At 70.9% G+C, this 19,346-nt stretch carries 16 protein-coding genes and 2 pseudogenes; 10 read left to right on the forward strand and 8 right to left on the reverse strand.

Features of this window, described 5'->3' with window-relative positions; translation table 11 throughout:
- Positions 1–29: 29 nt before the first annotated feature.
- The 3 genes from IF78_RS0112265 to IF78_RS0112275 all read right to left on the reverse strand — a co-directional run bounded on the left by IF78_RS0112265 (position 30) and on the right by IF78_RS0112275 (position 2,839).
- Positions 30–1,172 (reverse strand): acyl-CoA dehydrogenase family protein, encoded by a 1,143-nt coding sequence (locus IF78_RS0112265; protein ID WP_031481018.1) that lies wholly within the window; start codon positions 1,170–1,172, stop codon positions 30–32.
- On the reverse strand, positions 1,169–2,329 hold the full coding sequence (locus IF78_RS0112270; RefSeq protein ID WP_031498246.1) for a CaiB/BaiF CoA transferase family protein: 1,161 nt from the start codon (positions 2,327–2,329) through the stop codon (positions 1,169–1,171). Before IF78_RS0112270 ends, IF78_RS0112265 begins: the two co-directional genes overlap by 4 nt.
- A 129-nt stretch (positions 2,330–2,458) precedes the next feature.
- Positions 2,459–2,839 carry an MmcQ/YjbR family DNA-binding protein gene (locus IF78_RS0112275; RefSeq protein WP_031481014.1) on the reverse strand — a complete coding sequence of 127 codons (381 nt, stop codon included), beginning with the start codon at positions 2,837–2,839 and terminating at the stop codon, positions 2,459–2,461.
- Between the two features lie 91 nt (positions 2,840–2,930).
- Here IF78_RS0112275 and IF78_RS0112280 point away from each other — a divergent pair, with 91 nt between their 5' ends.
- Positions 2,931–4,109, forward strand: a complete 1,179-nt coding sequence (locus IF78_RS0112280) for a saccharopine dehydrogenase family protein (RefSeq protein ID WP_031481012.1) — start codon at positions 2,931–2,933, stop codon at positions 4,107–4,109.
- 38 nt (positions 4,110–4,147) lie between these two features.
- On the opposite strand, the gene mmpA is transcribed toward IF78_RS0112280, so the two are convergent.
- Entirely contained in the window at positions 4,148–4,294 is a 147-nt protein-coding gene (mmpA, locus tag IF78_RS43570; protein WP_199921395.1) for a morphogenic membrane protein MmpA, read from the reverse strand.
- 529 nt (positions 4,295–4,823) lie between these two features.
- Positions 4,824–5,504: pseudogene (locus tag IF78_RS0112290) on the reverse strand (endonuclease V); the annotation flags it as partial.
- A gap of 62 nt (positions 5,505–5,566) precedes the next feature.
- Here IF78_RS0112290 and IF78_RS0112295 point away from each other — a divergent pair.
- The gene (locus IF78_RS0112295) at positions 5,567–5,863 is read left to right on the forward strand and encodes a YciI family protein (protein ID WP_031481008.1); all 297 of its coding nucleotides are present in this window, start codon (positions 5,567–5,569) and stop codon (positions 5,861–5,863) included.
- 9 nt (positions 5,864–5,872) lie between these two features.
- Here the strand turns inward: IF78_RS0112295 and IF78_RS0112300 are convergent, their stop codons facing one another.
- Together IF78_RS0112300 and IF78_RS0112305 are read right to left on the reverse strand one after the other, a co-directional pair.
- Positions 5,873–6,199, reverse strand: coding sequence for a hypothetical protein (locus IF78_RS0112300; protein WP_031481006.1), 327 nt, complete (start codon positions 6,197–6,199; stop codon positions 5,873–5,875).
- A gap of 47 nt (positions 6,200–6,246) precedes the next feature.
- A complete protein-coding gene (locus IF78_RS0112305) occupies positions 6,247–7,350 on the reverse strand; it encodes a WD40/YVTN/BNR-like repeat-containing protein (RefSeq protein WP_051827744.1) in 1,104 nt (367 codons plus the stop codon).
- Positions 7,351–7,603: 253 nt separating this feature from the next.
- On the opposite strand from IF78_RS0112305, the gene ssgD reads away from it, so the two are divergent.
- The 6 genes and pseudogenes from ssgD to IF78_RS0112335 all read left to right on the forward strand — a co-directional run.
- Positions 7,604–8,020, forward strand: coding sequence for a spore wall synthesis regulator SsgD (gene ssgD / locus IF78_RS0112310; protein WP_031481002.1), 417 nt, complete (start codon positions 7,604–7,606; stop codon positions 8,018–8,020).
- Between the two features lie 298 nt (positions 8,021–8,318).
- Positions 8,319–9,944: an ABC-F family ATP-binding cassette domain-containing protein gene (locus tag IF78_RS0112315; RefSeq protein WP_031481000.1), complete on the forward strand. Its 1,626-nt coding sequence runs from the start codon at positions 8,319–8,321 to the stop codon at positions 9,942–9,944.
- 10 nt (positions 9,945–9,954) lie between these two features.
- Positions 9,955–12,222, forward strand: coding sequence for an ATP-binding cassette domain-containing protein (locus tag IF78_RS0112320; protein WP_031480998.1), 2,268 nt, complete (start codon positions 9,955–9,957; stop codon positions 12,220–12,222).
- 101 nt (positions 12,223–12,323) lie between these two features.
- On the forward strand, positions 12,324–13,100 hold the full coding sequence (ddaH, locus tag IF78_RS0112325; RefSeq protein WP_031480996.1) for a dimethylargininase: 777 nt from the start codon (positions 12,324–12,326) through the stop codon (positions 13,098–13,100).
- A gap of 218 nt (positions 13,101–13,318) precedes the next feature.
- Positions 13,319–14,296 (forward strand): acyl-ACP desaturase, encoded by a 978-nt coding sequence (locus IF78_RS0112330; protein ID WP_031480994.1) that lies wholly within the window; start codon positions 13,319–13,321, stop codon positions 14,294–14,296.
- A 71-nt stretch (positions 14,297–14,367) separates the two neighbouring features.
- Positions 14,368–14,691 (forward strand): annotated as a pseudogene (locus IF78_RS0112335) (phospholipid carrier-dependent glycosyltransferase); the annotation flags it as partial.
- Positions 14,692–16,171: 1,480 nt separating this feature from the next.
- Here IF78_RS0112335 and IF78_RS0112345 read toward each other — a convergent pair.
- Entirely contained in the window at positions 16,172–16,426 is a 255-nt protein-coding gene (locus tag IF78_RS0112345) for a WhiB family transcriptional regulator (RefSeq protein WP_031480988.1), read from the reverse strand.
- Between the two features lie 271 nt (positions 16,427–16,697).
- Between IF78_RS0112345 and IF78_RS0112350 the strand changes: the two genes are divergently transcribed.
- Both IF78_RS0112350 and abc-f read left to right on the forward strand, forming a co-directional pair.
- Complete coding sequence (locus IF78_RS0112350; protein ID WP_031480986.1) at positions 16,698–17,489, forward strand: VOC family protein; 792 nt, start codon at positions 16,698–16,700, stop codon at positions 17,487–17,489.
- A gap of 145 nt (positions 17,490–17,634) precedes the next feature.
- A complete protein-coding gene (abc-f, locus tag IF78_RS0112355; RefSeq protein ID WP_051827746.1) occupies positions 17,635–19,308 on the forward strand; it encodes a ribosomal protection-like ABC-F family protein in 1,674 nt (557 codons plus the stop codon).
- Positions 19,309–19,346 lie beyond the last annotated feature (38 nt).

The following is a 19,346-nucleotide window of genomic DNA, read 5'->3' on the forward strand; positions in this document are numbered from 1 at the left end:
CAGCAGGGCCTCGGCCGGGCGGGAGGGCGTCAGCCGAGCAGGGAACGGCCGATGATCTCCTTCATGATCTCGGTCGTCCCGCCGTAGATGGTCTGGATACGGCCGTCGGTGAAGGCACGGGCGACCGGGAATTCGCTCATGTAGCCGTAGCCGCCGTGCAGTTGCAGGCAGCGGTCGGCGACCCGCTTCTGCAGCTCGGTCGCCCACCATTTGGCCATCGAGGCGTGGACGGCGTCGAGCTGCCCGTTCGAGTGATCCTCGACGCAGCGGTCGAGGAAGGTACGGGTGACGGCGCACTCGGTGGCCATCTCGGCTATCTCGAACCGGATGTGCTGCTTGGTGGCGAGCGGCCGCCCGAAGGCCTCGCGCTCCTTGACGTACTCGGTGGTGATCTCCAGCAGGTGTTCCGCGGCGGCGATCGCGGAGACGGCGATGCTCAGGCGCTCCTGGGCGAGGTTCGTCATCAGGTGGACGAAGGCGCCGTCGAGGTCGCCGAGGAGGTTGTCCTTGGGCACGCGTACGTCGTGGAAGAACAGCTCGGCCGTGTCCTGCGCCTTCTGGCCGATCTTGTCGAGGTTGCGGCCGCGCTCGAAGCCGTCCATGCCGCGCTCGACGACGAGCAGGGACAGCCCGTGCTCGCCGCCCTCGGGTGTCGTCTTCGCGACGACGATCACCAGGTCGGCGAGGATGCCGTTGGAGATGAACGTCTTGGAGCCGTTGAGCACCCAGTGGTCGCCGCGGTCCTCGGCGTGGGTGCGGATGCCCTGGAGGTCGGAGCCGGCGCCGGGCTCGGTCATGGCGATCGCCGTGATGAGCGTGCCGTCGCAGAAGCCGGGCAGCCAGCGGCGCTTCTGCTCGTCGGTGGCGAGCGAGGTGAGGTACGGGCCGATGATGTCGTTGTGCAGGCCGAGGGCGAGGCCGGGTACGCCCGCGCGCGTGAACTCCTCGGCGAGGACGGCGCTGTAACGGAAGTCGGGGGTGCCGCCGCCTCCGTGCTCCTCGGGCACGGCGAAGCCGAGCAGGCCCTGCTTGCCGGCCGCGCGCCAGGCGTCGCGGGAGACGATGCCGTCCTTCTCCCACTGCTCGTAGTACGGCAGCACCTCCCTGGCCAGGAAGCTGCGCACCGTCTCGCGGAACGCGTCGTGCTCGGGGGCGAAGATCTGCCGTTTCATGCCAGGCCCTTCGTCGCGGGGCCGACCGTGTCGGGGCCCTTCAGGAGATCGGGTACGTCCCAGTCGCGGGCCACGTCGGTGGTGTGTGCGCCCGGCTGGGCAGGGCCGCTGCGCACGGCCGTCGGGGTCGCGGTGAAGCGCGGTGCGGGCGCGGGCTGGGTGATGCCGCCGTGGTCGGTGAAGGTGCCGCGGGCGGCGAGGTGCGGGTGCCGCGGGGCCTCGCGCAGGGAGAGCACGGGGGCCACGCACGCGTCGGAGCCCTCGAAGACGGCCGTCCACTCGTCCCTGGTCCGGGACTTGAAGCGGGCCGCCACCGCTTCGCGCAGCTCGCTCCAGCGGGTCCAGTCCTTGCGGGCGGACGCGTACTCCGGGAGGTCGAGCAGTTCCAGGAACTCCGCGTAGAACTGCGGTTCCAGCGCGCCGACCGCCATGTACTTCCCGTCGGCCGTCTCATAGGTGCCGTAGTACGGGCAGCCACCGTCCAGCAGGTTGGCGCCGCGCCGGTCCTGCCAGCCGCCGGCGGCGAGCATGCCGTGGATCATCGCGGCGAGGTGGGAGGCGCCGTCGACGATGGCGGCGTCGACGACCTGGCCGGTGCCGGTCGCGCGGGCGTGGTGGAGGGCGGCGAGGACGCCGACGACGAGGTAGAGGGAGCCGCCCGCGTAGTCGCCGACCAGGTTGGCGGGGACGGCGGGCGGTTCGTCGGGGCTGCCGATCATGCCGAGGGTGCCGGTGAGGGCGATGTAGGCGATGTCGTGGCCGGCCCGGTGGGCGAGCGGCCCCTCCTGGCCCCAGCCGGTCATGCGGCCGTAGACCAGCCCGGGGTTGCGGGCGTGGCAGGCCTCGGGTCCGACACCGAGGCGCTCGGCGACGCCGGGCCGGTAGCCCTCGATGAGGATGTCGGCGCGTGCGGCGAGGTCGAGGACGCGGGCCGCGCCGTCGGGAGACTTCAGGTCGATGACCACCGAGCGCTTGTTGCGGTTGGTGATGTCGTATTCGGTGTCGATGGCGAGTCCGGTGCCGCCGGGCCGGTCCACGCGGACGACGTCGGCCCCCAGGTCGGCGAGGAGCATGGCCGCGAACGGGCCCGGTCCGATACCGGCCAGCTCGACCACGCGCACGCCGGTGAGCGGGCCCTGTCCTGGCGTCGTCGCCATCCTGCCCCCAGGGGTGTGACACAACTGCTGTAACACCAGTGATGCTAAGAAGATGCCTCACCGGACACAAGAGCAAGCGCTTAGGAAGTTACCCGCTGCAAGCCCGGCCGCGAACCCGCCCCGGCGCTGTCAGCGCCCGTCCAGCTCCACTATCAGCCGTTTCGGCGCGATCGTGCGGTAGCTCTCCTCCACCCAGTCGCACAGCAGCTCCGCCGCGGGCGCGCCCTTCTGCTCCAGCGGGATGCTCACCCAGCCCGACTTGCCCAGGCCGTATCCGGCGGGCTCGGCGCCCGGGCAGGTCAGGGCGTGGGCGTGCGCGGACTCGTCCTTGAGCTTCAACGTGATGCCCAGCGGGTAGCTGCCGTCGTCCACGCCGAGGAAGACGAACACCTTCTTGTTGACCTTCGCGACCGTCTCGCCCCACGGGAACTCCTCGGTGGCTCCGGGCAGCCCGAGCGCGAACGCGCGCACTTTCTCCCACTTCTTCAGGGCATTCCTGGGCACGGCCACCGCTTACCTCCGGGCTCGTCGTCGGGCTCCGCACACCTCACGCTAGCCTCGGCCACCGACAACGGCGCGTGGTGCGGAACCGAGGGGTGTCATGAGCAGGCCGAGCAGGACGGACCGTCCGTACGACATCGTGCTCTTCGGAGCGACGGGCTTCGTCGGGACACTCACCGCGGAGTACCTCGCCGCGCAGGCACCCGAGGGGCTGCGCTGGGCGATCGCCGGCCGCAGCGGGGCGAAGCTGGAGCGGCTGCGCGAGTCGCTGCCGGGCGGCGAGGGAATCGGGGTGCTGGAGGCGGACGTCGCCGATCCGGCCTCCATGCGCCGACTCGCCGAGCACGCCCGCGTGGTGGCCACGACGGTGGGCCCCTATGTGACGTACGGCGGGGACCTGGTCGCCGCCTGCGCGGACACCGGCGCCGACTATCTGGACCTGTCCGGTGAGCCGGAGTTCGTGGACCGGACGTACGTCCTGCACGACGCACGCGCGCGTGAGACGGGCGCGCGGCTGGTGCACGCCTGCGGCTTCGACTCCGTCCCGCACGACCTGGGCGCGTACTTCACGGTCCAGCAGTTGCCGCAGGGCGTGCCGCTCACGGTGGACGGGTTCGTGACCGCCGACGCCACCTTCTCGGGCGGCACGTTCGCGTCGGCGCTCAACCAGTTCTCGCGCGGGCGCCAGATGCTGGCCGCCGCACGCGACCGGGCCCGGCACGAGCCGCGCCTGATGGGGCGCCGGGCGCTGGCACCGACGGGCACTCCCCGGTTCGCCAAGGAGATCGGCGCCTGGGCGGTGCCGCTGCCGACGATCGACCCGCAGATCGTCAAGCGCTCCGCGCGGGCCCTCGAGCGCTACGGCCCCGACTTCCGCTACCGCCACTACGCCGCCGTACGGCATCTGCCCGTCGCGCTCGGCGGTGTCGCGGCGATGAGCGCGCTCTTCACGGCCGCCCAACTGCCGCCCGCCCGGCGCTGGCTGTCCGACCGGCTCAAGCCCGGTGAGGGGCCGGGCCCCGAGAAGCGCGCGAAGAGCTGGTTCTCGGTCCGCTTCGTCAGCGAGGGCGGCGGCCGGCGTGTGTTCACCGAGGTCGCGGGCGGTGACCCCGGCTACGGCGAGACGGCGAAGATGTTCGCGGAGTCGGCCCTGTCCCTCGCCTTCGACGAACTGCCGCCCACGGCCGGGCAGGTCACGACGGCGGTCGCGATGGGGGACGCGCTGATCGAGCGACTGCGCGCAGCGGGCATCACCTTCCGGGTGGCCGCCACTCGCTGAACCGATTCTGCGCCAGCCGCCGGCCCGGCTACCCGACCCTAGAGCGGCCATCCGGCGATGGTGTAGATCATCCCGACGATCCAGCCCAGCCCGGCCAGCGTGGCGAGAACCAGCGCGGCCGTCACGGCACGCTCGACGGGACGGTTGGGATCGGCAAGGGGCTTCGGGGCACGGTGCGTCGTCATGGGGCCCAGCCTGCCGAGCGCCGCAGTGGGCGACATCCGTACAGGTACTCAGAGGACGTACTCAGTCGGCCTCGTCGGTCGTAGGCCACTCCCCCAGCGCCTCCGCGATCCGGTCCCGTACGGACGGATCGGGCGCGCAGGTGGCGAGGTGCACGGCGATGGGGCCGATCTGCCAGCCCGCGTGATGGTCGAAGAAGGGACAGGGCCCTGCCTCATTGTGGGCGACCTTGCCGACCAGCTCCGCGAGACGGACCAGCAGCCGCTGTTGGTCCGTCGGGTGCTCCCAGGCCGCGAGCCCTCGCGCGCGGACCAGCTCGAACACTTCCCTGCCCCGGCTCCACCGGTCTCGGTCGCCCGCCAGTTCCACCGCGGCGTCGATCTCCGGGGTCCGGCCCAGGCCCTCCGCTGCTGCCGCGAGCACCCGCCCCGCCCAACTCACGGGCAGGGGCTGGCGCTCGAACAGGGACCGCCCCCACGTCCGAGTGGGGTCAGCCGCCGCTCGGGCGGCGCGTTCCGGCCTCGGACGAGCAGCCTCCTTCAGCACCTTCCGGCACAAGGCGTCCGCCCGGCGTGTCGTCTCCGGCAGCCGGTAGTCCGGCGTCAGGGCGAGGACGTGGGCGCAGGCGTTGTCGAGGGTCATTCGGTGGCCGACCGAGACGAAGACCGGCTTGACGGCGTCGCGGGTGCGCAGGGCCCGGCCGACCTCCTCGTCGTCCGCCATCAGCGGGGCGGAGGAGCCGCGCGGTGCGTCCGGGTCGTCGTAGGTGAAGGTGAACGGGTTCTTGGCGACGCCGATCGTCGGGAGGCCGGTGAGGACGCCGAGGTGGCTGGCGAGGCCGAAGCGGCGGGGGTGGGCGAGGCCGTAGCCGTCGCAGACGACCAGGCCGGGTGGGCAGGGCAGGGCGTCGAGGGCGGCCAGCACCGTGGGGATCTCGCGGAACGCGAGCAGCCCGGGCACGTACGGGAAGGAGATCCGGCCGACCGCAGTGCCCTCGGCGACGACGTCCAGGGTCGCCGCGTCGAGGACGACCGCCGCGGCCGCGACGAGGTTCCGCTCGTCGTCGTACGCCACGTCCACACCGGTCACGTGCCCCGCTCCGGGCGGCGGCCCCTCCTCGTCGAGCACCACCCGCTCCCGCAGTTCGTCCTGGACGGCGCGGGCCTCTTCCTCGGTCGCGGGCCAGCCCGCGGGAATGCGTACGGTCGTCATGGTGGGCACGAGCGTACGGGGCCGGGGCCGGCCGCCGCGGGCCCAGGGGTAGGCTCGCGATCATGTTCGTACTGGAGTTGACCTACACCGCACCGATCGAGGACGTCGACGCCGTGCTGGAGGCGCATGTGGCGTGGCTCGACGAGCAGTACGAGAACGGGACCTTCCTCGCGTCCGGACGCAAGAACCCCCGCGACGGCGGGGTCATCATCGCCGTCGCGGGGGACCGGGCTCGGATCGAGGCGATCACCGCGACCGATCCGTTCGTCGGCGCCGGGGTCTGCGCGTACCGCATCACCGAGTTCGCCGCCACGAAGACGGCTCCGGCGCTGGAGCGGTACCGCGAGACGCTCGGCTGAGCCGATCGGTCACTTCCCGCCCAGCGCCTGCTTGAGCTGGCTCTTGTTCATGTCCGAACGGCCGTGGATGTTGCGCCGCTTGGCCTCCTCGTAGAGCTGGTCGTAAGTGGGGCCCTGGGAGCCCTTGCCGGACCGCTGGCCGCCCCGCTTGCCGGACGACATGTCCTGCGTGGACGTGCGGCTGGCCGTCTTCGACTCACCGGAGCGGGCGCGCTCCTTGTTCACCGTCCGCGCCGCGATCTCCTTGGCGCGCGAGGTGCTCTCGCCCCGGTCCTGGGCGCTCTTCTTGATGTGCTCGTACTGGCGTTCCCGCTTCGAGCTCGAACCGGCTGGCATGTGAGTCACTCCTCTCGCAGTCGGCGTCCGAGTACCCACATTCCGGTTCACCTCTCCAGCCGCGCGACCCGGCCCTTCTCCCCCGCCGCCCAGCAGCCCAGGTCCGGCGTGCAGTCCACGGTGTCGTACGAGCCGGTGTCGACGGTCCGCCAGGTGCGGCCGCCGTCGGTGGTGAGGTCGGTGCCGGTCGGGCCGACCGCCAGTGCGGAGGTGCGGCTGTGCGGAAGCCAGGCGACGCCGGAGCGATAGGCGTTCACCGGTGTCGCGGCGGGCCGCCATGTGGCGCCCCCGTCGCCGGTACGCGCGGCAGCCCGCGGCGAGGTCTGCTCGGGGCGGTAGTCGCCGCCGACCGCGAGGCCGTGCGTGCGGTCGCGGAAGGCGAGGGCGAACACGCCGCGGGCCGGGTCGCCCGCGGGGACCGACGTGTCGGTGGCCGTCCAGGTCAGTCCTCGGTCGGCGGAGTGCAGCACACGCGCGCGTGCGGCCCCGCCGGTGGCCAGCCAGACGTCCTTCGGCCCGGAGGCGACCAGGCACTGCCCGCTCGCGGCGAAGCCGGCCTCGCCCTCCAGTGCGGCGGGCATCCCGTCGCTGGGCAGCACGTTCCAGGAACGGCCGCCGTCGCTGGTCGACAGGATGCGGAACCGGCCGTCGACCGGGTCGCTCATCGCCAGGCCGTGGCGGCGGTCGAAGAAGGTCATGCAGTCGTAGAAGGCCCGCGCGTCGGTGTTGCGGAAGGACTCGGTCCAGGTCGCGCCGCCATCGTCGGTGCGGTACACCCGGGACGCCTCGCCCTCCCCGATGGCCAGCACCACGGCGCGTCGCGAGTCGAAGGCCTCGACATCCCGGAACTGCAGCTCGGCGGCGCCGGGCGGCGATACGTTCCGCCAGGTCGCGCCGCCGTCGGTGGTGCGCAGGACGGTGCCCGCGGTCCCGGCCAGCCAGGCGGTGTCGCGGCTCACCGCGGACAGCCCTCGGAACCGCACCTCGGGCATGCCGCTGTCCTTGAGTTCCCAGTGCGGCGCCCGGCGTTCCGGCTCGTGCGCCTGCGCGGGTACGACCGTCAGCGCGGCGAGCGCCGCCCCGCACGCCACCCCCGCGGCCGCTGTCCGAAAACCGATCCCCAACCGTCGCGTGCTCCCCGAACGCCTCATGGCGGGCGAAGCTAGTCCACCGCCACGGTGTCGTCCAGATGGCCATGCCAACCCCACGGTGTCACAGGAGATCGCAGGAGATCACACGCGACTTTCCCGTCACGGAAGGGCGAACACCCCACTCCCATGCATGACGACGGTGACACAGGTCACTCGACATTCGTGTGCACGGATTGGCTGATTCCGTCGTCTCTACCAGTGCCCGGTCTCGTACGCCCGGATGTTCGTCCAGCCGTCACAAGGGAGCAAGGCGTTGTCCACCGTCATCGAGCAGCCCGTTGAGGCCCGCCTCGTCGCCGCCGCGCCGCGGATGCCGAGCATTCCGGCGACCCTTCGCTACGACCGACGCGACCCGTTCGCCGTCCGCATGACCTTCCCGGCCCCGGCCACCCTGGAGGGCGTGGAGGTGTGCTGGACCTTCAGTCGCGAGCTGCTCCTGGCCGGGCTGGAGGGACCCGAGGGTCACGGCGACGTCCGGGTGCGGCCGTACGGCTTCGACCGTACGGTCCTGGAGTTCCACGCTCCCGAAGGCACCGCGGTCGTGCACATCCGCACGAACGAGGTGCGCCGCTTCCTGCAGTCCACCAGCGAGCTGGTGCCCCTCGGCCTGGAGCACCTCCAGCTCGACCTGGACCGTGACCTCGCGGAGCTGATGCGGGACGCCTGCTGAGGCGTTCCGCCCACCCCACCCGATCGCGCCCGGAATTAATTACGTTGACACCGTCCTGGCCCCCTCCTACGGTGTTCAACGTCCTGTTGCCGTCGATTGGAGAAGGACGTTGCTCGTCTGAGGTCCTGAGACACCGCGTCACACCTGAGGTGTGTGCGCAACGTGCGACCTCGGCGTTCGAGCCGTCCTCACGGAACAGGGCATTTCTCATGCCCAGGGCCTCTCACCGCCCGTAGGTCGCCGGTGTCTCGATACGCGTTTGCCCTTGATCACTTCGAGCAACCGCGGAGGCGCCCTCATGCCTACTTCCATCAGCTGCACCTCTCTTTCCTTCTCCTGGCCCGACGGCACCGCCGTCTTCGAGGGTCTCGATGTCGCGTTCGGCCCCGGCAGGACCGGGCTCGTCGGCGTCAACGGGTCGGGAAAATCAACCCTGTTGAAGCTCATCGCCGGTGAGCTCACCCCGGCCGACGGCAGCGCGCGTGTCGCGGGTGAGGTCGGCTATCTCCCGCAGAACGTCACGCTCGACACCGCACTGAAGGTCGACGAGGCCCTCGGCATCGCCGACCGGCGGGCAGCGCTGCACGCCATCGAGGCGGGCGACGTGGCCGAGGAGCACTTCGAGACCGTCGGCGACGACTGGGACGTGGAGGAGCGCGCCCTCGCCACCCTCGGCGAACTCGGGCTCGGGCACGTCGAGTTGGACCGCACGATCGGCGAGGTGTCGGGGGGCGAGTCGGTGCTGCTGCGCCTGGCCGCGCTGCTGCTGCGCCGCCCGGACGTCCTGCTGCTCGACGAGCCCACCAACAACCTCGACCTGTACGCCCGCAGGCGGCTGTACGCGGCCGTCGAGTCCTGGCCGGGGGTGATGGTGGTGGTCAGCCACGACCGTGAACTCCTCGACCTCGTCGACCAGATCGCCGATCTGCGCTCCGGGGAGATCACCTGGTACGGCGGCAACTACTCGGCCTACGAGGAGGCGTTGGCCGTCGAGCAGGAGGCGGCCGAGCGGATGGTGCGGGTCGCCGAGGCGGACCTGAAGAAGCAGAAACGTGAACTGGTCGACGCCCAGGTCAAGTTGGCCCGCCGCAAGCGGTACGGGCAGAAGATGTGGGACCAGAAGCGCGAGCCGAAGATCGTGATGGGTGCGCGCAAGCGGGCGGCGCAGGAGTCCGCCGGCAAGCACCGGATCATGCACGAGGAGAAGCTCGCCGAGGCCAAGGAGCGGCTCGACGAGGCGGTGGAGGCCGTACGGGACGACGACGAGATCCACGTCGAGCTGCCGTACACCGCCGTACCGCCGGGCCGCGGCGTGCTCACCCTGCGCGATCTGGAGCTCGTGTACGGCGCGCGCGTGACCGGTGGCTTCGATCTGCACGGTCCGGAGCGGATCGCGCTGATCGGGCGCAACGGATCGGGCAAGACGACGCTGCTGCGGACCATCGCCGGGGAGCTGGCGCCGGTGGCGGGTGAGGCGACGGCACATGTGCCGCTCCGGTTCCTGCCGCAGCGGCTGGACGTCCTCGACGGCGAGCTGTCGGTCGCCGAGAACGTGGCCCGGTTCGCGCCGGACGCCACCAACAACCGGATCCGGGCGCGGCTGGCCCGCTTCCTGTTCCGGGGCGCCCGCGCCGACCAGAAGGCGGCGACGCTGTCCGGCGGCGAACGCTTCCGGGCCGCACTGGCCGCGCTGATGCTGGCGGAGCCCGCGCCGCAGCTGCTGATGCTGGACGAACCGACGAACAACCTGGACATGGCGAGCGTACGGCAGCTCACCACGGCCCTGGAGTCGTACGAGGGGGCGCTGATCGTGGCCAGCCACGACCTGCCGTTCCTCGAGTCGATCGGCATCACGCGCTGGCTGATGGTGGAGGAGGGAGAACTCAAGGAAATCACGCCAGAAGCTGTCGGGTATTCCGCCTAGCTTCGAGGGCATGGCCGCTTTCACACCCGAGTTCATCACCATCACCGGAGCCAGGGAGAACAACCTCAAGGACGTCACCCTCCGCATCCCGAAAGGCCGGCTGACCGTGTTCACCGGCGTTTCGGGATCGGGGAAGTCGTCGATCGTCTTCGACACGATCGCGGCGGAGTCGCAGCGCCAGCTGAACGAGACCTTCACGTGGTTCGTGCGCAACCGGCTGCCCAAGTACGAGCGCCCGCACGCGGAGGAGCTGGCGGACCTCTCCCCCGCGATCGTCGTCGACCAGCGGCCGATCGGGGGTCACTCCCGGTCCACGGTCGGCACGATGACCGACATCTACTCGGTGATCAGGGTGCTGTTCTCCCGGCACGGCACCCCGAGCGCCGGGCCGGCGACCGCGTACTCGTTCAACGACCCCTCCGGCATGTGCCCCGAGTGCGACGGCCTGGGCCGGACGGTACGGCCGGACTGGGACCGCATCCTCGACCCGGACCGCTCGCTGGCCGACGGGGCGGTCCGCTTCCCGCCGTTCGCCGCGGGCACCTGGCAGGGGCAGGCGTACACCAACAGCGCCGACCTCGACCCGGACAAGCCCGTCCGCCTCTTCACGGCCGCCGAACGGGAGTTCCTGATGCACGGCCGCATCGGCAGCAAGGTCACCGTGGAAGGCTCCGGCGGCACCTGGACCACCGACTACGAGGGCCTCGCCACCCGCTTCGAGCGGCTGTACCTGAAGCGGGACCTGTCGGCCATGAGCCAGAAGACGCGCGATCTGGTGCGCGAGTTCCTGGCGGAGGGCACCTGCCCGGCCTGCGACGGTGCCCGCCTCAACGCGGCGGCGCTCGCGACCCGCATCAGCGGCCTGAGCATCGCCGACTGCGCGCGTATGCAGGTCACGGATCTCATCGCCGTACTGAAGGACGTCGACGACCCGGTCGCCGGACCGATCGCCCGGGCCGCCGTCACCGCCCTCGAACGCATCGACGCCATCGGCCTCGGCTATCTCAGCCTCGACCGCGAGACGTCCACGCTCTCCGGCGGCGAGGGGCAGCGCCTGAAGACCGTACGGCACCTGGGCTCCAGCCTCACCGGCATGACGTACATCTTCGACGAGCCCAGCGTCGGACTGCACCCACGTGACGTCGGCCGCCTCGGCGAACTGCTGCTGCGGCTGCGCGACAAGGGCAACACCGTGCTGGTGGTCGAGCACGACCCGGACGTCATCGCGCTCGCCGACCACGTCGTCGACATGGGGCCGGCGGCCGGCGCGGGCGGCGGGCGGGTGGTGTTCGAGGGGACGCCGGGCGAGCTGGCCCGGTCGGGGACGGTGACCGGGCGGTGCCTGGGCCGTCGTACGGCGATCAAGGCGGACGTACGGACGGCGAGCGGTGGGCTCTGGGTGAAGGGGGCCGACCGGCACAATCTGCGGGACGTGACGGTCCAGTTCCCGACCGGGGTGCTCACCGTGGTCACCGGGGTCGCCGGGTCCGGGAAGAGCACGCTGGTCAAGGAGTTCACCGCCGCTCACGCCGACGCCGTCGTCGTGGACCAGTCGTCGATCGGGATCTCGGCACGGTCGACTCCGGCGACATATCTGGGAGTCATGGACACGGTGCGGAAGATCTTCGCGCGCGAGACGGGCACCGAACCGGGATTGTTCAGCTTCAACTCCTCGGGCGCGTGCGGCACCTGCGAGGGGCGCGGGATCATCTACACCGACCTCGCCTTCATGGACCCGGTCACCACGACCTGCCACGACTGCGAGGGGCGGCGCTTCAAGGACGAGGTGCTGCGGCTGACCGTCGACGGCAACTCCGTCGCGGACGTACTGGAGATGACGGCCGGCCAGGCGCTGGAGTTCTTCCAGGACCCTGGCGTACGACGGCGCCTGCGCGCCCTGCGGGACGTGGGGCTGACGTACCTCACGCTCGGGCAGCCCCTCTCCACCCTCTCCGGCGGTGAGCGTCAGCGCATCAAGCTGGCGACCCGGCTGCACCGCACCGGAGCGGTGTACGTCCTCGACGAACTGACGACCGGGCTGCACATGTCGGACGTCGACGGGCTGCTCGGACTGCTGGACCGGCTGGTCGACGCGGGCAACACGGTGGTGGTGGTCGAGCACAACCTGGACGTGGTGGCGCACGCCGACTGGATCATCGACCTGGGGCCGGACGGAGGCCGGGACGGGGGTCAGGTGATCTTCGAAGGGACACCGAGGGAACTGCTGGCGGCCCGCGACTCCTTCACCGCCACGTATCTCAGGAGGGCCACAGCCTGACCACGAGGGTTTTGTACGGGCGGGTAACACCTGCATGATGGCGGACCGGTGCCCCATGCATCAGGGGCACCGAAACCTGCCACCGATCCGGAGATCCCGTCGTGCCCAGCAAGAAGGCCCTCGTCCGCCGCCCGAGCCCGCGCCTCGCCGAGGGGCTGGTGACGCACATCGAGCGGGAGAAGGTCGATGCCGATCTCGCGGTCGAGCAATGGGAGGCGTACGTCGAGGCACTGCGTACGCACGGCTGGGAGACCATCGAGGTGGACCCGGCCGATGACTGCCCCGACTCGGTGTTCGTCGAGGACACGGTCGTCATGTACCGCAACGTCGCGCTGATCACCCGGCCCGGCGCCGAGTCCCGGCGCGACGAGACCGAGGGCGTCGAGGAGGCCGTGGCCTCGCTCGGCTGCTCGGTGAACTGGATCTGGGAGCCGGGCACGCTGGACGGCGGCGACGTGCTCAAGGTCGGCGACACGATCTACGTCGGCCGGGGCGGCCGTACCAACGCGGCCGGCGTCCAGCAACTGCGGGCCGCCTTCGAGCCGCTGGGGGCGCGGGTCGTCGCCGTGCCGGTGAGCAAGGTGCTGCACCTGAAGTCGGCGATCACGGCGCTGCCCGACGGAACGATTCTGGGCCGTATCCCGCAGCTGGACGCCCCCTCGCTGTTCCCGCGCTTCCTTCCGGTGCCGGAGGAGTCGGGGGCGCATGTGGTGCTGCTCGGCGGCGAGAAGCTGCTCATGGCCGCGAGCGCGCCGAAGACGGCGGAGCTGCTCGCCGACCTCGGCCATGAGCCCGTCCTGGTCGACATCAGCGAGTTCGAGAAGCTCGAAGGATGTGTGACATGTCTCTCGGTCCGGATGCGGGAGCTGTACGCCTGACCACCTGAGCGCAACACTCTTCCAGCCCCGGGACCTGCGGGTCCCGGGGCTTTTTCGCATGCCGGTCGACGCGCGACGGAACGGCGGCTGATCAGCGGTCTTTACATCACTCTTAACCTACGGCTTCGTAACCTACGGATACGTAGCCTACGATGCCGTAGGTTCCGGCAACCGCTCGCCGGTCACCCTGCCTTGTTGTACGTCCCCCTGGAGTTCCCGTGACGATCACTTCCCCTCACCTCGGCAGCCCGTCCTCCGCCTGGACCGACGCCCGACTGCTGTACGCGCTGGAGGAAGTGGTCGAGACGGAACTGAACCGGCATCTGAAGGTCGCCAAGGACTGGATGCCGCACGAGTACGTGCCGTGGACGGACGGCCGCAACTTCCCCGGCTTCTTCGAGGACGGCGAGGCCTGGGAGAAGGAGCACTCGAAGGTCACCGAGATCGGCCGCATCGCGCTGGTGGTGAACCTGCTGACCGAGGACAACCTCCCCAGCTACCACCACGAGATCGCCTCGCTCTTCGGCCGTGACGGCGCCTGGGGCACCTGGGTGCACCGCTGGACCGCGGAGGAGGGCCGGCACGGCATCGTGATGCGCGACTACCTGCTCACCTCGCGCGCGGTGGACCCGGACAAGCTCGAGCAGTTCCGCATGGCCCACATGAGTGAGGGTTTCGAGTCGGACAACCGGCACTCCATGCTGCACTCGGTCGCCTACGTCGCCTTCCAGGAGCTCGCGACCCGCATCTCGCACCGCAACACCGGCCACCAGTCCGGCGACCCGATCTGCGACCGCATGCTGGCGCGCATCGCGACCGACGAGAACCTGCACATGATCTTCTACCGGAACCTGCTGAAGGCCGCGTTCGAGCTCGCCCCCGACCTCACCATGCAGGCGGTCCGGGACGTGGTGGTCAACTTCCGCATGCCCGGCCACGGCATCCCCGGCTTCGAGCGCGCCGCCGCCCAGATGGCCATCGGCGAGGTCTACAACATGCGCATCCACCACGACGACGTCCTGCAGCCCGTCCTGCGCTTCCTGAAGGTCATGGAGATCGACGGCCTCGGGCCGGAGGGGCAGAAGGCTCAGGAGGAGCTGGGGCTCTTCATGGGCGGGCTGGACGCCGAGGCCCTGAAGTTCGACGAGAAGCTGGCGGCCCGCAAGGCCCGGATGGCGGCCCGGGCCGCGGGCTGACCGGCGGTTCCCCCGACCGGGTGGCTGCGGGCGCCCAGGGCCGGTGGGCTCCGGGGCGCCCGCACGGGCCATGGCGGTTCAGATGGCGCGCCGGCGCGATCGCCTGCGGCGTGGCGGCGGGCTACCTCCCCTGGTTCCTCTACCAGGAACGCACTGTCTTCTTCTACGCCGTCGTCTTCCTCCCCTTCCTCTGCCTCGCCGTGGCCATGCTCCTCGGCGCGATCATCGGCCGCCCGGGCGCCGACGACACCAGGCGGGTGGTGGGGGCCGCGGGTGCGGGCGTACTGGTGCTGCTGATCGCCTGGAACTTCATCTACTTCTGGCCGATCCACACGGGCACGGCGATCCCGGTCGACGACTGGCGGTCGCGGATGTGGCTCGATGCGTGGGTGTAGCCGGGCAGACGCGCCGTGCCGGCTCGGCTGCCGCCGCGCCGTCACAGTCGTCGTCGGCTGTCAGCGGCCGTCGCTGATCCGGGGCCGACTGCCGCCTTCCCTTGTCGGAGGCCTGCCGCACAGTGATCATCGCCGCGACACCGCTGAGCAGCCCGCCGAAGCCGGACGCCCCGGAGATCACGATCGGCAGGACGCTGGGCTCGGCCGGCGCGCTCTCCTCGGCCGACGCCTCCGTATCCAGCTCTCCCTCCCCTTCAGCCGGGACCTCCTCAGCCGGCTCCTCCTCAGCCGGGGCCTCCTCAGCCGGCGCCTCCTCAACCGGCTCCTCCTCAGCCGGCGCCTCATCCACCGCATCATCAGGTGGCGCACTCTGATGCGCCCCGCCGCCCCTGTTGGGAGTGACGGTGACGGCACCGTCGTCCGCAGCCCACACCAGGAACGACGTGAGGCAGACCGCGAAGAAGGCGGCAGTCGTGATCAGCCATAGCAGCGACGCGCGGGCTGCGACGCGCTGACGCAGGGCCGACGGCACCACACGCCGGACCCAGGGCCGCTCGGTGTTACTCGGCATCTCGTCCACTCCTGACCTCAGTGAGAGCGGGACCCACACGTTCGTGGAACCCGTCCCTCAATTGCGCCCCGGCTGTCGACGCACGTCACGGCACTGCATTCCGGGACTTGACAGGAGAGGGCGCCATGTCCCTGTTCGGCCAAGAATCGGTCACTCATTCGGACAACAAAAGCAGACAACTACCGCAGGTATCCTTCACGCCACCTACAGTGCGGTGGACGAAACGTGGAGGGGACCATGTCCAAGGGGGTCAAAGTCGCCGTCATAGGCGGCGTGTTGCCAGTGCGGGACGCCTCCTCCTGCAGAGCCTGGAACAGCTCCGACTGGGCACGGGCACTTCATGGGGCCACTCAGCGGCCGTACTGACGGCATCGGGCGCCCTTACTGATGGTGGCCAAGCCGGCCTGTTCGTCGCCTGCTCGGCAGTCTTGAGCGCCAGGGAACAGCACGAGCTGGTCACCTCGGCGTAGTCGGGTCTGCCGGGCAGCTCGTAAGTGCTGGGGGCGCGCTGAATCCACCAGCGGCGCAGGCACTCTGCGCTGGGCATGCTCAGCCCCGTGGAGTACGAACTCCGCACCCCACCGGTAGCGTGAAACCAAGTAGCTCGACACCACCCAACTCGGGGCAGTCCGGAGCCTCCGCCAATCCCGGAGCGCTTCACCGAGCTACGGCTGCGGATTGTTGGAGACCTTCGGTCTGGCCTTCGACGACCACGACTCGGTGCAGGGGCTCTGCAACCTAGCTGACAGCGTGCTCGGCTCGACTGCCGCGGCGGCCGACGTGAGGCGGCAGATCGGGCAGGAGCTTGCGACCGCGGGGCACTGGTCCGATCTCCCCCAACATCCGGAGGGAGGCTTGGGCTGCCGATGCGAGCCCGAACTACTCACAGTGAAGATGTGACACAGCTTCTCAGCGTGACGTGCGCCTGAGTTCCAGGCGCTCCTTCTCCGAGAGGCCGCCCCAGACGCCGAAGCGTTCGTCGTTGTCCAGCGCGTACTCCAGGCAGGCGGAGCGGATCGGGCACATGCCGCAGATCCGCTTCGCCTCTCGCACGGAGCTGCCCGGCTCGGGGAAGAAGAAGTCCGCCCCGGTCTGTGCGCACAACGCCTCCTGCTGCCAGGCCAGGTCGGGCGAGGTGATCGTTGTGATCGTGTCGATGTGCATGGGCAGGATCGTGCCGGTGGGCGAAAAACGTTCGATCAACGCGGGATCAACGCCGCGCCCGCAGGGCCTCCGGCCGACTCGATGGTCCCCCCGCGCAAGGTGCCACGCACGGCGGCGCGCGGGAAAGGTTGAAATCGGGGAGACCCGCGCCGGCCACCGAGGGTGACCGCGGTCTTCGCCTCCACCGGCCGCGCGGTTCCGGCAGCGATTGTCAGTGGGCGGTGCAAGACTCGGCAGAGCAGACAACGGGACCCTTCCGAGGAGGGCGATGATGCTCACCACCCGTTACGTCACCGGCGCGCCGAACTGGATCGACCTCGGCACACCGGACATCGAGGGCGCCACCGCCTTCTACGGCGGCCTGTTCGGCTGGCGGTTCGAGCCGGGCGGGCCCGAGACCGGCGGTTACGGCCTCTTCCAGCTCGACGGCAGGACGGTGGCCGGCGGTATGCAGACCACCGAGGAGCAGGGTCCGCCGTCCTGGACCGTGTACTTCCAGACACCGGACACCGACGCCACGGCGAAGGCGGCCGAGCAGGCGCACGGCTCGGTGAGGCTGCAGCCCATGGACGTGATGGACCTGGGCCGCATGGCCATCCTCGCCGACAAGGCGGGCGTACCCTTCGGCCTGTGGCAGCCCGGCACCAACAAGGGGCTCGACGTCGTCCAGGAACCCGGCTCGCTGTGCTGGCTGGAGCTGTACACCACGGACGTGCCGGCCGCGGCGGGCTTCTACAACGCGACGCTGGGCATGGAGACGTTCGCCCTCGACTTCTACGGCGGCACGTACACGACGTTCAGCCCCGGAGGCGCCGGGGAGGACGCCATGTTCGGCGGGGTCGTCGACAAGTCCGACGACCCGGCGGAGGCGCAGGGCCCCGCGTACTGGCTGCCGTACTTCGAGGTCACCGACACGGACGCCACGGTGGCCAAGGCGCGGGAGCTGGGCGGCACGGTCCGGATGCCCGCCACTGACCTGCCGGACGTCGGCCGCATCGCCAAGCTCGCCGACCCGTACGGGGCACGCTTCGCGGTGATCCGGAGCGCACCGGCGCAGGGCTGAACGAACGGGGCGCACGACTAGAGACGAGACGTACCGTTCTGCTACGGTGGTCGCGTGACTTTCCACTACTTCCTCTGAGTCCGGGCACGGCCGACGCCGCCGTCTTCGCTGCCCGTGGATCCTTCGTACTCTCAGGGAAAGTCACATGCGCGAACGCGCCCATACCTCCGTGCCCGCCGCCGTGGCGCAGCTGTCCGTCAAGGGCGTCACCAAGTCCTACGGCACCCGGCTCGTCCTCGACCACGTCTCCTTCACCGTCCGCCCGGGCGAGAAGGCCGCCGTCATCGGTGAGAACGGCTCCGGCAAGTCCACCCTGCTGCGCCTGCTCGCGGCCGTCGAGACGCCGGACGCCGGCGAACTCACCGTCGATTTTCCCGGCGGCACCGGCCACCTCGCCCAGACCCTCGACCTCGCCCCGGACCGCACCGTGCGGGACGCAGTCGACCTCGCCCTCGCCGACCTGCGCGACATGGAGCGCCGGCTGCGCACCGCGGAGGAACGCCTCGGCGATGCCTCGGAGGACGAACTCGCCGCGTACGGCGAGCTGTTGATCGCTTACCAGGAACGCGGCGGTTACCAGGCGGACGCCCGTGTCGACGCCGCGATGCACGGGCTCGGGCTCGCCGGCATCACCCGCGACCGTGTGCTCGGCTCGCTCTCCGGGGGCGAGCAGTCACGGCTCGCGCTCGCCTGCGTGCTCGCCGCCGCCCCCGAACTGCTGCTGCTCGACGAGCCGACGAACCATCTCGACGCGGCGGCCGTGCGCTGGCTCGAAAATCATCTGCGCGCGCACCGCGGCACCGTCGTCGCGGTCACGCACGACCGCGGATTCCTGGAGCGCGTCGCCACCACGATCCTCGAAGTCGACCGCGACGCGCGCACCGTGCACCGGTACGGCGACGGCTGGGCCGGCTACCGGGCCGCGAAGGCTGCCGCCCGACGCCGCGCGGAGCAGGAACACGCGGACTGGCTCGAGGAGGTCGCCCGTACCGAGGAGTTGCTCGACGCCGCCGGGAAGCGGCTGGCCACCACCGGCCGGGACCCACGGCAGGGCTTCGGCAAGCACCGTCGCCCGCACGAGGCGAAGCTCGGCGGGCAGGTACGCGCGGTCCGGGAGCGGCTGGCCCAGCTGCGGCGCAACCCGGTGGCGGCGCCGCCACAGCCCCTGCGGTTCACGGCGGCACTGCCGACCGCGGACGGCGGGCATCCCGTCGACCGCCCGCTCGCCGAACTCGACGCCGTGGCGGTCGGCGAGCGGCTGCGGCTGGAGGGGACGCTGGCCGTCACACCCGGGCAGCGGCTGCTGGTCACGGGGGAGAACGGGGCCGGCAAGACGACGCTGCTGCGGGTCCTGGCCGGTGACCTGGAGCCGGACGCGGGCGCGGTGCGCCGTCCGGCCCGGATCGGCTACCTGCCGCAGGAACTGCCCGCGCGCTCCACGCGCCTGCCACTGCTCGCCGCCTTCGCGGCCGGGCGACCCGGTCCGCCGGACGAGTACGCGGAACAGTTGCTGACGCTGGGCCTGTTCCGCGAGGAGGACCTGCACGTCCCGGTCGCGGTGCTGTCCGCCGGCCAGCAGCGGCGGCTGCAGATCGCGCGCCTGGTGACCCGGCCCGCTGACCTCCTCGTACTCGACGAGCCGACCAACCACGTCGCGCTCGACCTGGTCGAGGACCTGGAGTCGGCGCTCGCGGCGTACCCGGGTGCGGTGGTCGCGGTCTCGCACGATCGCGGCTTTCGCGAACGGTTCCCAGGGGAACGGCTGGAACTGCGCGGCGGCCGAACCGACGCAGGGGTTCGGCGCGCGTCCACGCCCTGAGCCGACCAGGCCCTGTCGTCAAATTCCCGTCGTCCGCC

The organism is Streptomyces bicolor, from assembly GCF_000719285.1.
Classification (GTDB): Bacteria; Actinomycetota; Actinomycetes; order Streptomycetales; family Streptomycetaceae; genus Streptomyces; species Streptomyces bicolor.

What these genes read in the sequence shown, in the direction of transcription:
- IF78_RS0112265 (WP_031481018.1), bottom strand. Translation starts at nt 1,172, where the DNA reads ATGAAACGGCAGATCTTCGCCCCCGAGCACGACGCGTTCCGCGAGACG.
- IF78_RS0112270 (WP_031498246.1), bottom strand. Translation starts at nt 2,329, where the DNA reads ATGGCGACGACGCCAGGACAGGGCCCGCTCACCGGCGTGCGCGTGGTC.
- IF78_RS0112280 (WP_031481012.1), top strand. Translation starts at nt 2,931, where the DNA reads ATGAGCAGGCCGAGCAGGACGGACCGTCCGTACGACATCGTGCTCTTC.
- mmpA (WP_199921395.1), bottom strand. Translation starts at nt 4,294, where the DNA reads ATGACGACGCACCGTGCCCCGAAGCCCCTTGCCGATCCCAACCGTCCC.
- IF78_RS0112295 (WP_031481008.1), top strand. Translation starts at nt 5,567, where the DNA reads ATGTTCGTACTGGAGTTGACCTACACCGCACCGATCGAGGACGTCGAC.
- IF78_RS0112300 (WP_031481006.1), bottom strand. Translation starts at nt 6,199, where the DNA reads ATGCCAGCCGGTTCGAGCTCGAAGCGGGAACGCCAGTACGAGCACATC.
- IF78_RS0112305 (WP_051827744.1), bottom strand. Translation starts at nt 7,350, where the DNA reads ATGAGGCGTTCGGGGAGCACGCGACGGTTGGGGATCGGTTTTCGGACA.
- IF78_RS0112315 (WP_031481000.1), top strand. Translation starts at nt 8,319, where the DNA reads ATGCCTACTTCCATCAGCTGCACCTCTCTTTCCTTCTCCTGGCCCGAC.
- IF78_RS0112320 (WP_031480998.1), top strand. Translation starts at nt 9,955, where the DNA reads ATGGCCGCTTTCACACCCGAGTTCATCACCATCACCGGAGCCAGGGAG.
- IF78_RS0112345 (WP_031480988.1), bottom strand. Translation starts at nt 16,426, where the DNA reads ATGCACATCGACACGATCACAACGATCACCTCGCCCGACCTGGCCTGG.
- IF78_RS0112350 (WP_031480986.1), top strand. Translation starts at nt 16,698, where the DNA reads ATGCTCACCACCCGTTACGTCACCGGCGCGCCGAACTGGATCGACCTC.
- abc-f (WP_051827746.1), top strand. Translation starts at nt 17,635, where the DNA reads ATGCGCGAACGCGCCCATACCTCCGTGCCCGCCGCCGTGGCGCAGCTG.